16 protein-coding genes and 2 pseudogenes are annotated in these 16,691 nt (G+C 41.2%); 16 read left to right on the plus strand and 2 right to left on the minus strand.

The window, feature by feature from the left end:
- Positions 1-52: 52 nt before the first annotated feature.
- A complete protein-coding gene (locus MKY01_RS05115) occupies positions 53-502 on the minus strand; it encodes a hypothetical protein (protein ID WP_127550398.1) in 450 nt (149 codons plus the stop codon).
- A gap of 169 nt (positions 503-671) precedes the next feature.
- On the opposite strand from MKY01_RS05115, the gene MKY01_RS05120 reads away from it, so the two are divergent.
- Positions 672-1,145 carry a DUF4362 domain-containing protein gene (locus MKY01_RS05120; RefSeq protein WP_339285684.1) on the plus strand — a complete coding sequence of 158 codons (474 nt, stop codon included), beginning with the start codon at positions 672-674 and terminating at the stop codon, positions 1,143-1,145.
- Positions 1,146-1,243: 98 nt separating this feature from the next.
- Here the strand turns inward: MKY01_RS05120 and MKY01_RS05125 are convergent, their stop codons facing one another.
- Positions 1,244-1,528, minus strand: coding sequence for a hypothetical protein (locus MKY01_RS05125; RefSeq protein WP_339285686.1), 285 nt, complete (start codon positions 1,526-1,528; stop codon positions 1,244-1,246).
- A gap of 89 nt (positions 1,529-1,617) precedes the next feature.
- Between MKY01_RS05125 and MKY01_RS05130 the strand changes: the two genes are divergently transcribed.
- The 15 genes and pseudogenes from MKY01_RS05130 to MKY01_RS05200 all read left to right on the plus strand — a co-directional run bounded on the left by MKY01_RS05130 (position 1,618) and on the right by MKY01_RS05200 (position 16,652).
- Entirely contained in the window at positions 1,618-1,998 is a 381-nt protein-coding gene (locus MKY01_RS05130) for a hypothetical protein (protein WP_076253429.1), read from the plus strand.
- 520 nt (positions 1,999-2,518) lie between these two features.
- Positions 2,519-3,403: a DUF4183 domain-containing protein gene (locus MKY01_RS05135; protein WP_339285688.1), complete on the plus strand. Its 885-nt coding sequence runs from the start codon at positions 2,519-2,521 to the stop codon at positions 3,401-3,403.
- 82 nt (positions 3,404-3,485) lie between these two features.
- Complete coding sequence (locus MKY01_RS05140; protein ID WP_036606220.1) at positions 3,486-3,770, plus strand: DUF4183 domain-containing protein; 285 nt, start codon at positions 3,486-3,488, stop codon at positions 3,768-3,770.
- Positions 3,771-4,026: 256 nt separating this feature from the next.
- Entirely contained in the window at positions 4,027-5,157 is a 1,131-nt protein-coding gene (locus tag MKY01_RS05145) for a hypothetical protein (RefSeq protein ID WP_339285690.1), read from the plus strand.
- An 18-nt stretch (positions 5,158-5,175) separates the two neighbouring features.
- Complete coding sequence (locus MKY01_RS05150; RefSeq protein ID WP_127547391.1) at positions 5,176-5,664, plus strand: hypothetical protein; 489 nt, start codon at positions 5,176-5,178, stop codon at positions 5,662-5,664.
- A 126-nt stretch (positions 5,665-5,790) separates the two neighbouring features.
- Positions 5,791-6,054 carry a hypothetical protein gene (locus MKY01_RS05155; RefSeq protein WP_339285692.1) on the plus strand — a complete coding sequence of 88 codons (264 nt, stop codon included), beginning with the start codon at positions 5,791-5,793 and terminating at the stop codon, positions 6,052-6,054.
- 38 nt (positions 6,055-6,092) lie between these two features.
- Positions 6,093-7,243: pseudogene (locus tag MKY01_RS05160) on the plus strand (IS3 family transposase).
- A 389-nt stretch (positions 7,244-7,632) separates the two neighbouring features.
- Complete coding sequence (locus MKY01_RS05165; protein ID WP_282319287.1) at positions 7,633-8,100, plus strand: SitI3 family protein; 468 nt, start codon at positions 7,633-7,635, stop codon at positions 8,098-8,100.
- A gap of 61 nt (positions 8,101-8,161) precedes the next feature.
- Complete coding sequence (locus MKY01_RS05170; protein ID WP_127547385.1) at positions 8,162-8,635, plus strand: hypothetical protein; 474 nt, start codon at positions 8,162-8,164, stop codon at positions 8,633-8,635.
- A gap of 103 nt (positions 8,636-8,738) precedes the next feature.
- Positions 8,739-9,401: a hypothetical protein gene (locus MKY01_RS05175; RefSeq protein ID WP_339285695.1), complete on the plus strand. Its 663-nt coding sequence runs from the start codon at positions 8,739-8,741 to the stop codon at positions 9,399-9,401.
- A 166-nt stretch (positions 9,402-9,567) separates the two neighbouring features.
- Positions 9,568-10,839, plus strand: a complete 1,272-nt coding sequence (locus MKY01_RS05180; protein WP_339285697.1) for a WXG100 family type VII secretion target — start codon at positions 9,568-9,570, stop codon at positions 10,837-10,839.
- Positions 10,840-10,854: 15 nt separating this feature from the next.
- Complete coding sequence (locus tag MKY01_RS05185) at positions 10,855-11,334, plus strand: hypothetical protein (RefSeq protein ID WP_127547379.1); 480 nt, start codon at positions 10,855-10,857, stop codon at positions 11,332-11,334.
- A 257-nt stretch (positions 11,335-11,591) separates the two neighbouring features.
- Positions 11,592-14,726: pseudogene (locus MKY01_RS05190) on the plus strand (DUF3427 domain-containing protein).
- Positions 14,727-14,887: 161 nt separating this feature from the next.
- A complete protein-coding gene (locus MKY01_RS05195) occupies positions 14,888-15,388 on the plus strand; it encodes a hypothetical protein (RefSeq protein ID WP_339285699.1) in 501 nt (166 codons plus the stop codon).
- A 16-nt stretch (positions 15,389-15,404) separates the two neighbouring features.
- Complete coding sequence (locus tag MKY01_RS05200; protein ID WP_339285701.1) at positions 15,405-16,652, plus strand: DNA sulfur modification protein DndB; 1,248 nt, start codon at positions 15,405-15,407, stop codon at positions 16,650-16,652.
- The last annotated feature ends 39 nt before the right edge of the window (positions 16,653-16,691 follow it).

A 16,691-nucleotide genomic window follows, 5' to 3' on the forward strand; every position in this document is an offset into this window, starting at 1 on the left:
CTGAATCGCTTGCGTGAAGGGTTTTTCTTGTATGTAGGTGTGAGAGAAAACATCAATGAAACTGCTCTGCTTCAACTGAGAGATCTAAGTGATGACCTATTCTGCTATAAATGTACAACTTAATATCCGTGTCTTGTAATGCAAGCAGGTTGATCGTTTTAACACTATTTCTGCTGATAGATGTTTCCATAGGTTCACTTCCTTCATCTACATACATCTTCACATATACCGTTTGGTTGCTGTTGTTTCCAACTGATATGTTGGCATGTGTCCCATTCGAAGCAACCATTGTAAAGCTGCCGTTGTATGCGGAACGACCTTCATGTTGAGTTGGGGCAATAAGCAGAACAGATGTAGATGTTGGGAAGGAGCGCTCCATTTCATGGGCAAAAGCGGTTGACTGCCGTTCGTTCGTTGAAGCTAGAGTCGCTGTATTGGCCGAATGGGTGGATATGAGTACAGATAGAGCCAGTGCTACACCGAGCATTGTTTTTAATGTCATTAAACTAACCCCCTACTGAATGATAAATCATTAAAATTTTCGTTCCTGTTTATACATTTCTATGATTCTAAACGTTCGGGACAACGAGGGAGTTACAGATGAATGACAAATTAAGCATAATCATGCAACAAAGGATAGTATTGAACCGTTTCATAGATGAGGTGATGGAATGAGAAAAAGTATGCTTATCCTATCGTTGGCTTTAATGCTGTTAACTGCCTGTCAGGCAAATGAACCAACAACGATTGCTTCCGGAAATACGCAGGCTTTTCCAGAAATAATTGAGCCGCATAACCCAGAGCAAGCGGAGCAAGGCGGGGATGTGGTTGTGCTTCATGGAGGCATACGGAACGAAGATAAGTGGAACACATTTATGAAGAATGTGGAGAAAAAACAACAGGATCAGGTTCGTGTAACGATGTATACCATTGAAGGTGGGCCCATTATCCAGGAATTGATCTATGATGGTACAGCTATTCAATCGACTTACGATAACTCAAGGGATGCCTACGGCTCCAAACAGGGAATGAAGACTGACACCTGCAAAGGGATCGGGACAATGAAGAGTGAGCAGGGACATATTTTTTACGTGTTAACCGGGTGCGAGAAGGAAGAGAACCCCTTTTGGATGCCTAAGTTGTAAATGAGATGTATCCACATGCAAATTCTTAATAAAAACTGTGAAGCCGAGACTGGCTATGCAGGTTTTTGTTGCTATTTGAAAGGTGAAAAATCGAGATTTTATCTGTACAAAGCATTGGACTCTTTATTATAAAACCCATATGTCAAATCATTCTCAGACTGTCCACCGCCCTGAATTTCATAACCCAACTGCACTTCATGATCTGTATAGGTTGCATTACGCAGTGTGATGGTAAGCTCATCTACGGTTTTGGTTTGAAGTGGGATGTTTGAATCGGGAAGTGCGGATCCTTCTTTATTAGTTACAGAAAAATAAAGCACAAGTTGAAGTATCAATATGATAAGAGCAATAATGATAAAGATGATGATATTCCTTTTGTTCAATGTGCATCTTCCTTTCAGCGAATAGATTTTTAATGAAGTGAATTTAGTGGTTAATAACCAATTATATCATATTTTGGGTGGTGATTTAAATGAAGAGGCTTTGGGTGTTATGTATTTTGATACTTTTAGTGACAGGGTGTGGTCAGAACAATAGAGAGAAAGCCATTGATTATCTAACGCAAAATCAAAGAAATGATGCATCACTCATTGTATTTACCGACCGACCTTCGGAGCGACCATTTATTGTTGAGTTACAGACGCAATTAAATGAAGTGAATAACGAGAATTTGAGGGCAGAAGGCCCAATAACTAACGTAACCTTTTATAATGTCCGTGATGAGAATAAGTTTAATTATGAGAAGATTTTTGGTCTGAAATCATATCCGTACATGATCCTATTCGAGAAAGGCCAGATTACATTGGAGACGCAGGAACCGGAAGAGATCGTTCAGCATTTTAAGAAGAGGTAAGAGTCTACTGAAAAACGTGCACGAACACGTAAAATATCTGGCTAATGAATGTTGCCTGGATCGAGAAAGCTCGATTGGTCCAGCAAAAGAAATTGGAACTCTATCGAAACCCGCTGAACTCTATAGATGAAGTTTGCTCCCATGATCGTCTGAGTTAAACATAAAATATGATCTGTGAGGTCCTACTGGGGGAGACAATGAAGCCATGCTGGCAAGACAAAGGACAACTATAGCAAGACTCATGTCTTTTTTATTGGGCTCCCTCCATAGTTATTCGCACACTCTCCGAATGTGCTAAGGACATAGTATAGGGCATATATACTGTGTGCCTTGGCCTAAGGAGATGACCATTTTGAAGTATCTGAACAAGAGGACAGCCACCCTCAACAAATTAAGGCCCAGTCGTTCTACGTCGAAATGCAGAAACAAACACTTGGGAAAGCGAAAGAAATGCCATATTATCCGTAGGTCTTATCGGAGAAAACGCTGCTCACTGAAGCGTCCATTAAGATCACAGAAGTTGGCCTGTGGCAAAAAAGTCATTGCATTACCGAGAGGGGGAGGCAGCAACCCGGTATGTTGTGAGCCCGGCCCCCTGCTTGCTCCGTTGAGACAACATGAATTTGAGACTGTGAATCCCCCTGGAACGCAAGGTGTGGCAGGTGCCCAAGGCCCCGCAGGCCCTCACGGCGCGCCGGGTCAACAAGGGGTTCCCGGAGCGCAAGGCCCGGCAGGTCCTCAGGGTGAACCGGGTCAACCGGGAGTTCCCGGAGCGCAGGGTCCCGCTGGCCCTCAGGGTGTGCCGGGTCAACCGGGAGTTCCCGGAGCGCAAGGCCCGGCAGGGCCTCAAGGTGAATCGGGTCAACCCGGAGTTCCCGGGGCGCAAGGTCCCGCAGGTCCTCAAGGTGAGCCGGGTCAACCTGGAGTTCCCGGGGCGCAAGGTCCCGCTGGCCCTCAGGGTGAGCCGGGTCAACCCGGAGTTCCCGGAGCGCAGGGTCCCGCAGGTCCTCAGGGTGAGCCAGGTCAACCGGGAACTCCCGGAGTCCAAGGACCAACGGGTCCCCCAGGTGAGCAAGGTCCGCCGGGCACCGTACCCGGAATTGAAATCATTCCTACGGCAAACCGTTACTTCTATTTTCCGGATACCGATCTGGATTTGTCGGCATCGGTTGTAATTCCTGCCACGGAATTCACAAATGACGATGGCGACAGCATAACCGAATTTGCCGGGGTTGGACTTACTAGTTTCAACAATCTTTATATAAACGGGATTGTCCAACCAGGAAACTCATACAGTGTAAGTGCGGAGAGGTTGTTTTTTTCGTCACAAAACGGTGAGATCTTTGCAGGGACACCTATCACTATCGAGATAATTATAATAACAGCCAATATCATAAATGGTTAAAATTGGTTGTAGTTGCTGGTTCCTTTGCCTTCACTACTCCCAAACCTACCACATATACTATGTTAGGTAGGAGGTGAGAAACATGCCACTTGTGACACCATTTCAGAACAGTTTAAGATTTGTTGCAACCATTGGTGATGGGACCGGCACTGGGGCAACGTTTGCCATTGCTGCGACTGCCTTTACAAACGACGCTGGTGTAGCTGCAACCGCATTTCCAGGCACTTACAACTACTACAATCTTTATATTAACGGCCTTATGCAAACAGCAGATACATCCTCGGCTACGACGACTACAATTACAATTCCCGGTGGAGATGCATTAAATGATGGAACTCCAATTGTTGTTCAATTTGTAGTGTCTTAAAGAAGATCTAATCATGCTGTATTGTTATCTTGTGCGACTTCTATCTGTGATAGAAGTCGTTCTTTTTGTACAAGATACCCAGTCGGCTCAAAGGCATTCATCCATGCATTAATGTGCAAAAATAGTTACCCAAGGATGTTGCCGAACTACCGGATAACCTCTGAGGAAATGATCCTTCCGTTTGATTCCAAACCTCCTTCTCACTTGTTAAAATTTAGGTACATAAACTACGGTCAGGTTGGCGGGTGATAAGGAAATGCAGCGAATTGAGGTACATCCCGATCTATTGGAGGAAAAGGCCCGGTTGGTCCAGCAGAAGAAACAGGAACTGGAGAAATCAATTTATATGTTGCAATCCGAGTGGTCGGGTGTGACAGGAGAGCGTTTCTTCTGGGATTTTATGCAGGTGAAAGAAGTATTCCCGACTACAATCGGGCTGTTGGACGAAATCCAGAAAGAGTTTACGTTTATCGCGAAGAACTTCAAAACAACGGACGGCTCAGGCGAGGTTGCGCTGTACATTCCAGAGGAACTAAAGCGAAATTTCGCTGTAGGGCTACTTGATAAATCAGTAGGAGAAACAATAACGGGAATGGGTCAGACGGCAGAAGCTTTCTTCGAGAACCCATTCAGTACATTAAGCAGTGTGGCATATGCCATGACAGTGGGCAAAGTTGTAGACGTTGGGCGTGGTATTCAGTTTGCATGGGATACCGCTTGGGGCACGGGAACGGCGCGGTCTGACATAGAGCAATTTGTGGAAGAGCAGAAGAAGCAGATTGATGAGAGTGGAGCAGGGTATTACGGTGGAGCGATGACGGGACAGGCTTTGGCGTATGTTTTGTTTGGCAAAGCTTTTCGTTCGAAGGACGACATTGGTTCGGGTGGAAATAAGAAGGAGCCTCAAAAGGGAATTGACAGTCCCAGAGATCTAATAAAGCCAAGTGGATCACCTAATCCAGAAGCCTTACCAAGTGGAGCGAGAACAAAAATTCCGAATAATGCGGATAAGGCGACTAAACAGTCTTTAGAACTAGAAAATGATGCTGCTGATCAATTGGCGAGAAGTGGATATCGGATTGAACAGAACCCTAAAGTTTTAGATAGTGATGGAATTGATTCCAAAAGAGATCCCGATTTTAGAATTGAAGGGCGTATATTTGACTGTTATGCACCAACTGAGAATAAAGGTATTAGAGGTATTTGGAGTGAGGTTCAAGAAAAGGTTGTTATTAAACAACAAACCAAGAATGTGGTGATTAATTTAACAAAGTGGTCTGGAGATGATTCTGCGTTGCTTAAGCAATTTAAAGAATGGGAAATCCAAGGTTTAGAAGAAGTTATCGCAATCAAAAAGGATGGTAAGATCATATCGGTATTCCCTTAAAGTAGAGGAGACAAGTTTATGGAATATTCACTGAAGTTGAATGGAAAACAAGATCCTTTATGGTTGAAAAGATTAATTGAAAGTAAGAATTTTGAAGTGAATTATATGAACCGACAACACAATGCATTGTTCATTCATGAGTTTGATCTAAGCGGTGGTTTAAAAATTACTGTTTATGATAATAATTTTCCAGCTGATCATCCAGCAGCTTCTTATGAAACTATGTTTCAAGAAGAGGATTTTATTTATCAACAAACAATATCTTTTGAATTGGAGAATAATCAACAATATGAATTATGGTATAAAACAATGTACGAGATTTCTTTTTCTGTTATCGGATCACTCAAAGTAGATGGGGTATTCTATCACACATCTGGAGAAGAGATATTTTTCTTTAAAAACGGAAAGTATACGTTCAACGGAACATATCTTGAATTACTCCAAACGCATTACGGAGAACTTCTCGAAAATATTGAGTATTCAGTTTTTATGAAATCTCTCAACTGAATTACAGATAAATAATGCATAAAAGCAATTCTACCAGACAAACGTAGAGGTTCATTTTTATGGAATGAGGATACTAGCAAGTACTACGAATATGAGATTAATTGCTGAATGTTGGGGTGAAACAGAATGTTATTGGAAAATGCAGTATCCAAATTAAATAGTATAAATTGGGGTTCAGTAGGTACTGGTGTCTCTGAGAAGGATACTAACCTCGGCTATGAATTTCTCAGAAGAATGGCTCAGTTTTATAAAGCGGAGCAGCTGAAGCCTATGCCACCTGCATTTACAAATGTGGCGAAACTGCTAGGAGATCAAGAAGAGGAATTAGATATTTCAGCTTATTGGTATTATCCCCTCAAGGTAGACAGTGAAAAAAAGAGATCATGTTAAAATGAACTCAACACTGAAAACCGGAGGGGATTTTTGCTATGCCAGCGAAAAAGGGCCAAACTTTTAATCAATATAGTGAAGAAACGAAGAAAGAGGCTGTTCGTCTGCGATTGGAAGAAGGTTGGACATACAGTCGGATCATGGAGAAGTTTGGTATTAAGAGTGAGAGCCAGATTATTACTTGGGTACGTAAAAGCCAAAATGGAGAGAGTTTTGAGGATTATCGAGGACGTTGGACGAAGAAGCATTTTAGCAGTGCAGAAGAAGAAAATGCTTATCTGAAAGCGCAGGTAGAATATCTAAAAAAGCTCAATCCGAATTTGCACGGAGAGGGAAGCTGGATTTCGAAGCCCGGTGCCAGTCCGTTCGAGAAATAAGTAAGTGGGCACCTGTGGTTTGGTTGTGTAAAATTGCTGAAATTTCTCGTGCAGGTTACTACAAATGGAAGAAGAATATCGTCCTCCGAGAGAAACGAGCAGATCGGGATACGGATCTAAAAGCACATATTTTAGGCATTCACCGGCTTCGTCCTTATTTCGGCTACAAACGTATGCGAACCGCGTTAGGAAAGGAAGGCCTCGTGGTGAATCACAAAAAGGTACGCCGCTTAATGAGAGAACTCCAGATTCGTTCCGTGATTCGCAAGAAACGTCCATTTGCTGGCCGGAAACCGTCAGTTCTATTCCGTAATGTCTTAAATCGGGAATTCTCGGCGGTAGCTCCTGTGCAGAAACTCGTGACGGATATTACATATGTCCGGATCGGGCATGATTTTGCTTATCTCTCGGTTGTGATGGATCTATACAACAACGAGATTGTAGCTTGGGAACTCTCCGAGCGAAATGACTTAAAACTTGTGATGGAAACGGTAAAGAAACTGAAATGTGGACCGGCCTTACTCCATTCCGACCAGGGATTCCAGTATACAACACAGAGCTATGCCAAATTGCTTGAAGAGAAGAAGCTAACAGGAAGCCATTCTCGGCGTGGGAACTGCTATGACAATGCATGTATTGAGTCGTTCTTCTCCCACTTAAAGACGGAGAAGTTATATTTGGAGAAGCCTCAGAATCTGGAACAAGCAAGGAACCAAATTACAGAGTATATGTTGTTTTACAACAAGGACCGTTTCCAAAACAAACTCGGCGACCTCTCCCCAATTGAATTCCGGGAAAAAGTCGCCGCTTAATGGAGTTTCTCTTTTTTTATTGTCTACTTGACGGGGCTATGACCATATTGTAGTTCAGAGGCTGTTGCTTATTTGAATCAAAACTCATATGTGAAAAGAATATTTGAATACTATTTACAGTTGGCGAAGTACGCAGAGAATAACACGGGCATTAGTCAATATCTAGACATTTATGAACCGTTAATTAAACTTTTTGAAAGGGGTGGCTCTTTTACCATCAAACCACTCTCTCTAGAAATTATACAAGTCTCACATTTCCCACTAAACAATTGGTATGAAAAATTTGTGGAGAAAGATCCGATTGATATTAATAATTAATTGTATTCATACAAACAGCACTCCTACCAAATTATAGTAGAGGTTTGTATGTAATAGTAGGAGGAGATTAAATGGCAACTGACTGCTCCTTGAAATGTGAAGAAGTTGTGTTGACAAAAGAAACTCTGATTGAGAAATTAACTAAGATCAATATTATTTGTGATGAAGTAATACAATTAGACAAAGGATTAAAAATTGAGGAAACAGTAAATAAAGTTGGATTTTCAATTGCTTTAATTGATACTTCAGCTAGTCCATTTGGTTACGATTCAGAGTTTCTTGCCAATGATTTTAAATATAATCAGAGTTTAAATTTCCGAATAGATAATGACTGGGATAGTATAGAGGCAATTATCCGCATTCTTGTACTTGTCTTTGAAATAATCGATTCGACGGAAAGTAACCTTTTGTTTCTTCTTAATGATAATGAATGTGTTTATAGAATTGATGGGATTCTAAGAATTAATAACGAAGACGGTTTTTGGGATCGAGTAGAGTACAGAAGGTTTATTGAAACCAGAGAATATAAAGATATGTAGAAGATTTTTAGTGAGATCAATTCAACAGGATTCTACTCATCGAATAGAGGAGGATCAGTACATGGATTACGAATTATTTCTACGATCTAATTTAGATCTTAATTCTTTAGGGAAGCTGTTAGAAAGATATACCATTGAATTTGTTAACGGATCAGTTTCATTTAATAGTAACGATGAAGAAATAGTAATTGGATCTAATTTTTTCTCTTTGACTCTTGAAATTGAAGATATTTCTGACATAGCTTTTGTTAGAAATCATTACAACTTAGATGTTAATGTGTGCATTAGGGTTCAGTTATTTGATAATACATTTTATGAAGGACTTGAGCATTTATTTAAAATCATAGGAAACCTTATAGGAAATACTAGTGGTAATCTTTTATTTCTAGAAGATGGTTCTACTCAACTACTTAGAATGGAGAATGGTCTGTTGGCGGTTAATAATCGGTTGGATGAATATCAAACTAAATACCTAACTCCAAGCCTTCTTCTTTTACTTGACCGTCCTTATATTGAAAAGGAATTATCAAGTTAAAAAAAGCAGCAGGTAATGAAATAATGATACTACTCAAAGGCACTTCTACCAGGCAAACGTAGAGGTGCTTCTTACTATTAAAAACTTAGGAGAACAAATTGCTATGATATCAATGAAACGATTTGTAATGATTGGATGCTGCATTGGCCTAGCATTATTGCTTGTTCTAACCTATAGCTTTTATAAAGAAAAAAGAATGTATGAACAGTATCTAACGATGAATGTACGACAAGATATGGTTGATACGAAAAGTGCGATTATAGATAATGATATTTTATTCGACCAAATACTTAAGAATGAGAAAATAACAAACGAGATGGTGGAGGATGGAGAACAAGCCAGCCAGCTCTATTACAACTTTACAAATATGACGCAGATTATAGATAAGTATAACTTGATGAATTTAAGTTTCAGTCAAGAAGTCAATTGGTTGGTCAAACCTACAGCATTACTCACAAACGTCTTAGGTCAAGATGACATAATGCCACTTACCCTTCACCGTATGGGAATGACATTCGTAAGGCTGGATTCAATCAGTTATCCTGTAAAACCCCAACTTAAAACCAGGATCGAGGAATATCAGCAGTTAAATCAGCGATGGCTCAACATTGTTGGGGATTTTGAATCCAAGGAAACTAACGAGAAGGATTGGCCCCAAATCTTGAATGATTTGGAGCTAGAGACCCGAAATTATTTTCAAGAGATTAATGTGGATTTTGTTGGTGATGACGTTTGGAGAGACGCATTAAATCCAAGGTACGAATGAAGAAATATCTGCAGAGCTGACCGGATCGAACGGGTGGAAGTCAGTTAATCGTTTCATCAGCTTTATACGCCGGCAAAACAGTCATTTTGCCTAAATACAAAGTGCACTAACACGCAAAATATCTGGCTAATGAATGTTTCCCGCCTACTGCTTCTTTAACGAGAAAATGAATCCTACGTTTGATTCCAATCAAACTCTTCACTTGTTAAAATTTAGGTATAACGACTACAGTCAAGTTGGCGGTGAAGATTTAATGCAGCGTATTCAGGTACATCCCGATGTGTTGGACGAGAAAGCCCGGTTGGTCCAGCAGAAGAAACAGGAACTGGAGCGAATGGTCTGGGAACTGGAGAAATCGATCTATATGTTGCAATCCGATTGGTCGGGTGTGACAGGAGAGCGTTTCTTCTGGGATTTTATGCAGGTGAAAGAAGTGTTCCCGACTACACTCGGGCTGTTGGACGAAATCCAGAAAGAGTTTACGTTTATCGCGAGGAACTTCAAAACAACGGACGGCTCAGGCGAGGTTGCGCTGTACATTCCAGAGGAACTAAAGCGAAATTTCGCTGTAGGGCTGCTTGATAAATCAGTAGGAGAAACAATAACGGGAATGGGCCAGACGGCAGAAGCTTTCTTCGATAAGCCGTTCAGTACATTAAGCAGTGTGGCATATGCCATGACAGTGGGCAAAGTTGTAGACGTTGGGCGAGGTATTCAGTTTGCATGGGATACCGCTTGGGGTACGGGAACGGCGAGGTCTGATATAGAGCAATTTGTGGATGAGCAGAAGAAACAGATTGATGAGAGTGGAGCAGGATATTACGGTGGAGCGATGACAGGTCAGGCTCTAGCATATGTATTGTTTGGCAAAGCATTTCGTTCGATGGATGATAAGCATACCGATCTGGGTGGGTCGGGTGGAGGAAAGCCGGGGCATGGGGAAGGAAATAAAAGGACGGGTAGAACTCATTATTTAGAATCTGTTAATAAGTTTGAGGATCAAATTCGAAATAAACCCTTGGAACACGGGCAATTTTTTGATAAGAATGGTAATTTAATAGGAGAAACGGTTGTTGGTACTGAAAAGTCTATAAATATAAGTAACCATAAAGATGTAGCTAAAGATACGGTATTTACTCATAACCATCCAACTAACGGGCCTTTCAGTCTTGAGGATATAGCCACTGCAATAGATTTTAATATGGCTGAGATAAGAGCTGTTTCTCCAAATGGTACTAATTTGAGTATGAAACGAGGGGCAGAAGGTTGGAAAGAAAATGCAGAAGACATAGGAATTATATTCGCTAATATTCAAAAAGAGCTAAGAAGTGATCTAAAAGCACAAGAATATTTCAAAACTGGTAATAAAGATGCAGTGTGGGATATGCTATTTGACAGAGTTGCCAAAAAAATAGGTGGGGAATATACAAAACATTAAAAGGTAGGTTAAACAATGAATAAAGAATTTCTTTACACTAAGCCCTATGTTCCCGGGATAATAGACGATACACCAGTGGATCTCGAATCGTGGTTTCTAGATGATTCAAGAGAGAGGATGGAAGAGAAATTAAGAAATATTTCTCTGAATGACCTAATCATTGAGTTAATTAATATATTTAAAGACGGAGATCCGAATTATCAAGTTCTCTTAGGGTTATTAGGAGAAAAAGTGGTTAAGGAGGATAGAGAAGACAAGATTGTTTATTGTCTAGGTGATATTTTGCGTGCTGACGACGATATAAAGAGAATCGAGATTGAAATTGATGATAAGGGTCTGAATATAAAGAAAATGAACATTTTTGTTATTCCAGCCGCGCTTTTGGTACTTCAAAAGGAGATAACTAGCCTTTGTGCTGATATTCAAACTCAAAAAACAAGCGATTATTTATCAATCTTTATTAAAGATAAGATGGTAACCGTATTTTCAAACTAAGAGAGAAGACTGTCATACTAACTTATAATTCTAAGTGATACAGTGAAAAGATGATATGAGTTGCGCACATCTATACACGATTTAAAGTCACATCATTAAGCACTTCTACCAGACCACAAGTAGAGGTGCTTTTTCTATGAAATCAAACAATTAATGAAATCTTCCACAGATTGGTCGATAATATAGAAGAAGCAACTTTCAGCTACATATACATAGAGAACTATCCACAACCTTCCTAACTCTCGCGAGGTACATTCATGAAACAAGGCATATATGAACAGCTTATCAACACAATCACCAAGCATGAGATTTCGGCGCTGGACCCGGATGTGTACAACATCGGGACCGAGAAGCTAGATGCAGAGGAAGCTCGCAAGCTACTGTCCACTTTTGGCGGCGGTGACCCGGCGAGCGCTCAAGATTGTACGGGAACAGACAGAAGATAAGACAGCAGTGTTGGCACAGATCCGAACGTGTAATGAGATTATTGCTACCCTGAAAGGCACACTGGGGGAAGAAGAGTACAACGAATTGCAACTGGATGAGCAGGGGGAAGTGTTGACCCTTGTGTATTCCAAGCTGAACAGCATTCGTGCGGTCCGGGATACCAAAATCGTTCGTCCAGATACGCCGATCTCCCAAAGCTCTTTGTTCACAGGTGCCAAGTCCGAGCCGAGTATGTTATTAGAGTTGCAAAAGGAGATCGTGACCGCCGATCGGATCGATTGGCTGGTGTCATTTATCAAATTCAGCGGGCTTCGCCTGCTTCTGGAACAGCTTCAACAGTTCACGACTGGCGGAGGCAAGATGCGGATCATCACGACGACTTATATGGAAGCAACCGACCTCAAGGCCATTACTGAACTTAGCAAATTGCCTAACACGGAAATCCAGATTTCCTATGATACCAAAGTGACTCGGCTGCACGCCAAAACGTATATTTTCCACCGCGATACCGGGTTCACAACAGCCTATGTCGGCTCCTCTAACCTATCCAACCCAGCGCTGACCAGTGGTATGGAGTGGAACCTCAAGGTGACGGAGAAAGATTCACTCGATGTGCTGCGCAAGATTGAAGCGACCTTCGAGAGTTACTGGAATGACCGTGAATTCACGCGATATGTAGCTGAGGATGAAGGGCATGAGGCACAGTTGAAGGCGGCTCTGAATCGTAAAAAAGATCAGTCCAACCACTTTCACCTCGACATCCAGCCTTACGATTACCAAAAAGAAGTGCTGGAACAGCTGAACGCCGAGCGTACGTTGTATGGACGAACCCGCAACCTGATCGTCGCCGCCACAGGCGTTGGCAAAACGGTCATCTCTGCCTTCGACTACAAGCGATTCCGGGCAAGCCATACGGGAGCAAAGCTGCTTTTTGTTGCCCATCGGGAAGAAATCTTGAAGCAAAGTCGGGACACGTTCCGGTATATCCTGAAGGATATGAACTTTGGTGAGCTGCATGTCGGGAATTACCGAGCAGAGGCGCTGGATCACTTGTTTGTTAGTATTCAGAGTCTTAACTCCATGAAGCTGACGGAGATCACTAGCCCAGACTATTACGATTACATCATTGTGGATGAATTCCATCATGCGGCTGCACCTTCATACCAGAAGCTGTTGTCCCATTACGAACCGAAGATTTTGCTGGGACTCACCGCGACGCCTGAACGGATGGATGGCAAAGACATTACCGCCTACTTCGATCATACGATTGCCGCCGAGATCCGTCTAACCGATGCAATTGACCGCAAGCTCCTGAGCCCTTTTCAATATTTTGGCGTCACCGATACTGTCGATCTATCTCAGGTGAAGTGGTCGCGTAAAGGCTACGATCTGAACGAACTGGAGAAGCTCTACACTCATAACAAAATCCGTGCCAACCAGATCATCCAAAGTCTGAACAAATACGTAACCGATCTGGATGATGTGAAGGGGCTTGGTTTCTGCGTAGGGGTGGATCATGCGCTGTATATGGCCAAATATTTAACGAAGCCGGCATTCTATCCATGGCCCTTCATGGCGGGTCGAACGAACAGGAGCGTCATTCTGCGAAGGGACAACTGGTGAACGGGGAACTGCGCATGATCTTTGTCATGGATCTGTATAATGAGGGCGTGGATATCCCTGAGGTGAACACCATCCTGTTCCTGCGTCCTACCGAGAGTCTGACCGTATTCCTGCAACAGTTGGGACGTGGACTACGGATGGCAGATGGCAAAGAGTGCCTGACCGTGCTCGACTTCATCGGACAAGCACATCAGGAGTACAGGTTCCAGGATAAATTCCGTGCTCTGATCGGCGCCACCAAACATTCCATCTCGTACTACGTCGAGAACGGCTTCTCGAACCTGCCTCGCGGCACGTTCATTCAATTGGAAAAGCAAGCGAAAGAATACATTATGCGCAATCTCAAGCAAATGAGTCGCAATCGCAGAGCGCTGATCCAGAAGCTGCAAACGTTTCAGCAAGACACCGGACTGCCGCTGACCTTGGCTCATTTTGTAGAGCATTACGGGATGACACTGGTTGAATTGTATGGTGGACGTACGGGCAAAAGGTATTTCCGTGGCATGTTGGCCGAAGCCGGATTAACAGCACCTATTGAAGATGAACACGAGGAGTATATTCGCAGATTGCCATCTGTGTTGACGATCAACTCCCGAAGCTGGCTGACGTTCCTGATTGACTATATTGAAAAAGGTAAAGAAACCGCGACCGCCGATGAACGGCGCATGTTGATTATGTTCTATTACACCTTCCATCGAGCTGCGCCCGAGAAGCTAGGACTGAGTAGCATCGAAGAGGGTGTGCAGCGTGTGCTGTCTTGTGAAGCATTCCGAGTAGAACTTGTGGATATTTTTAAATATAATCTGGCTCATCTGCGATTTGTGGATAAAAGTAATTCGTTCCCGTACACTTGTCCACTGGATATCCACTGTATGTACTCCATCGACCAAGTGCTCGCCGCCTTCGGTTACTGGAATGCCCAGAAATCACCCGCCTTCCGTGAAGGCGTGAAGTATTTTGCCGATGAACAGACGGACATCTTCTTCATTACACTGAACAAATCGGACAAAGACTTTTCACCCTCTACGCTGTACGAGGACTATGCGATTAACGAGCGTTTGTTCCACTGGCAGACTCAGAGCTGGGGATCAGAGCATACGACTACCGCGCAGCGCTATATTCATCATCGCGAGACAGGCAATCGGATCGCGCTATTCGTGCGGGAGTATAAGGAAGAGCATGGCTATACGTCTCCATTTGTTTTCTTGGGTGAAGTGGGTTATGTGAGTCACGAGGGGAACAAACCGATGAGCTTTGTATGGCGACTGCGGGAAGAAATGCCTGCGAAGATGGTGGCGGTGGCGAATAAGTGTATTGTTTGAGAAACAAACCAAGCTCATCATAAGAAGTAAGTCTGGATATTCAAACAGTTATAATGTATTCTTGGGTTGGAATTCAATTTAATTTGCTTTAATTAATAGAGAAGGGAGAATATAGTAAGCAATTAACTGTTAAATAAATTAATTGGCCAGGTGATCTTAATATGGAAGAAGTAGACCTTATACAAAAAATACGTAATACAGAAGTGAGGTTTAAATTATGTCCAGATCTGTGGAACCTGCAGGATTTTGATTGGGCTAATGTGACATTTAATGAAACAAAATTCCTAGACTCTAATGGTAAAGAAATGCATGCAGAGATGGATGATTTGCCTAATAATACAGGCGGGATATACTTTTTTTATATAAGACCGGGTATACTTCCTAATACAGAATATCTTGTTTATATTGGACGTGCTCAATCGACTACGGCTCAAAACTTAAAAAAACGTTGTCGAAGTTATTTTCAAAAATATCCTCAAGAGCGCCCTAAAATAAATTCAATGATCAGGGAATGGGGACCATATTTATACATAAAATATATTGAGCTAAAGGACAATAACACTATAAATGATCTTGAAAAAAAATTGATTAATTCATTTCTTCCACCTTTTAATGATGAAATTCCAAATAAAATTATAAAAAGAGCTGTTAATGCTTTTTGATAAGGATGTGTATAAATTGAAATTGCCTGCTATTCGAGGAAATATAGGAGTATGGACTTATTACGTTTCAACTATGAGTTTCAGTGATATTTCTAAGTATGTAAAAGAGATAAATGATGAGTTACATAAATCGACTACTCTTAGCGAAATGATTCAGAGGAGTATTACAGATAATTACAAAAATATTAAGAAATATATATTGAATCAGGATGAACGCTTTTTTAATTCACTTGTACTTGCTGTATATGACGGCAACCCTCAGTGGGTGGAAGTTGAAATAGATTATGAAGATGGTGAAGAATTTTTTAATATGGGTTTTTTGCAGTTAACTGGGAGAGAGAAAATATTTCCAGTTGATGGTCAACATCGTGCAGAAGGTATAAAGAAGGCTTTGGACGAAGATTCAAGTTTAGCAACTCAATCTGTGCCAGTAATATTTATTGGACATAGTACAGATGATAGGGGGATGGAAAGAACCCGTAGATTGTTTAGTACTTTAAATCGATATGCTAAGCCAGTAAGTATGAGAGATATAATTGCATTAGATGAAGATGATATTGTAGCTGTAATAACAAGAGAACTTTTAGTTGATCATCAACTATTTAAGAATGATCGAGTATATGATTCTAAAGGCAAACCGATTCCGGAAGCTAACAAAAGAGCAATAACTTCAGTTATTACGTTGTATGATTGTAATAAGGAGTTACTCAAGTACTTTAAAGTTATTCGAAATAATAAGACTCGCATTAATGATTATTTAAGACTCCGACCTTCAGACACGGACATTGAAGATTTTAAGGTATTTGTATTCAATTATTGGGATTCATTTATGAAGATTGATGTAATACAACAATTTTTAAATACTAATGAAGATTCACCAGCAGAAAAATTTAGAAATAGAAATAATGGCGGTCATCTTTTGTTTCGTCCGATAGGTTTACTTCCTTTTGTAACAGCTAGTATAGAATTAAAGAGAAGAAATACAGAAATCACTATTGAGACAATTTTTCAAGAATTTGATAAAATTGATCTATTCCTCAATGAACAGCCATGGATAAAATTTTTGTGGAATGACCATGAAAAGAAAGTTATTGCTGGTGACAATCAATTGGTTAAATTATTATTAATGTTTATGTATAAGCCTGATATCTTAAAAGAAAATGAATTTAAAAAATTGGACACAAAATATAAAGGGAAATTAGGTGATATTAAAGAGGCGGATGGAATTCTTTCAGAATTGAAAGAAAAATCCTATCAAATTTAACGATCAAAGCTCAATTTTTTACGAGCGAATGGAAAACAA

This window comes from Paenibacillus sp. FSL R5-0486, from assembly GCF_037975155.1.
In the GTDB taxonomy this organism is placed as follows: domain Bacteria; phylum Bacillota; class Bacilli; order Paenibacillales; family Paenibacillaceae; genus Paenibacillus; species Paenibacillus amylolyticus.

Coding starts and splice junctions, on each gene's coding strand:
- MKY01_RS05115 (WP_127550398.1), bottom strand. CDS start 502: ATGACATTAAAAACAATGCTCGGTGTAGCACTGGCTCTATCTGTACTC.
- MKY01_RS05120 (WP_339285684.1), top strand. CDS start 672: ATGAGAAAAAGTATGCTTATCCTATCGTTGGCTTTAATGCTGTTAACT.
- MKY01_RS05130 (WP_076253429.1), top strand. CDS start 1,618: ATGAAGAGGCTTTGGGTGTTATGTATTTTGATACTTTTAGTGACAGGG.
- MKY01_RS05140 (WP_036606220.1), top strand. CDS start 3,486: ATGCCACTTGTGACACCATTTCAGAACAGTTTAAGATTTGTTGCAACC.
- MKY01_RS05145 (WP_339285690.1), top strand. CDS start 4,027: ATGCAGCGAATTGAGGTACATCCCGATCTATTGGAGGAAAAGGCCCGG.
- MKY01_RS05150 (WP_127547391.1), top strand. CDS start 5,176: ATGGAATATTCACTGAAGTTGAATGGAAAACAAGATCCTTTATGGTTG.
- MKY01_RS05155 (WP_339285692.1), top strand. CDS start 5,791: ATGTTATTGGAAAATGCAGTATCCAAATTAAATAGTATAAATTGGGGT.
- MKY01_RS05165 (WP_282319287.1), top strand. CDS start 7,633: ATGGCAACTGACTGCTCCTTGAAATGTGAAGAAGTTGTGTTGACAAAA.
- MKY01_RS05170 (WP_127547385.1), top strand. CDS start 8,162: ATGGATTACGAATTATTTCTACGATCTAATTTAGATCTTAATTCTTTA.
- MKY01_RS05175 (WP_339285695.1), top strand. CDS start 8,739: ATGATATCAATGAAACGATTTGTAATGATTGGATGCTGCATTGGCCTA.
- MKY01_RS05180 (WP_339285697.1), top strand. CDS start 9,568: ATGAATCCTACGTTTGATTCCAATCAAACTCTTCACTTGTTAAAATTT.
- MKY01_RS05185 (WP_127547379.1), top strand. CDS start 10,855: ATGAATAAAGAATTTCTTTACACTAAGCCCTATGTTCCCGGGATAATA.
- MKY01_RS05195 (WP_339285699.1), top strand. CDS start 14,888: ATGGAAGAAGTAGACCTTATACAAAAAATACGTAATACAGAAGTGAGG.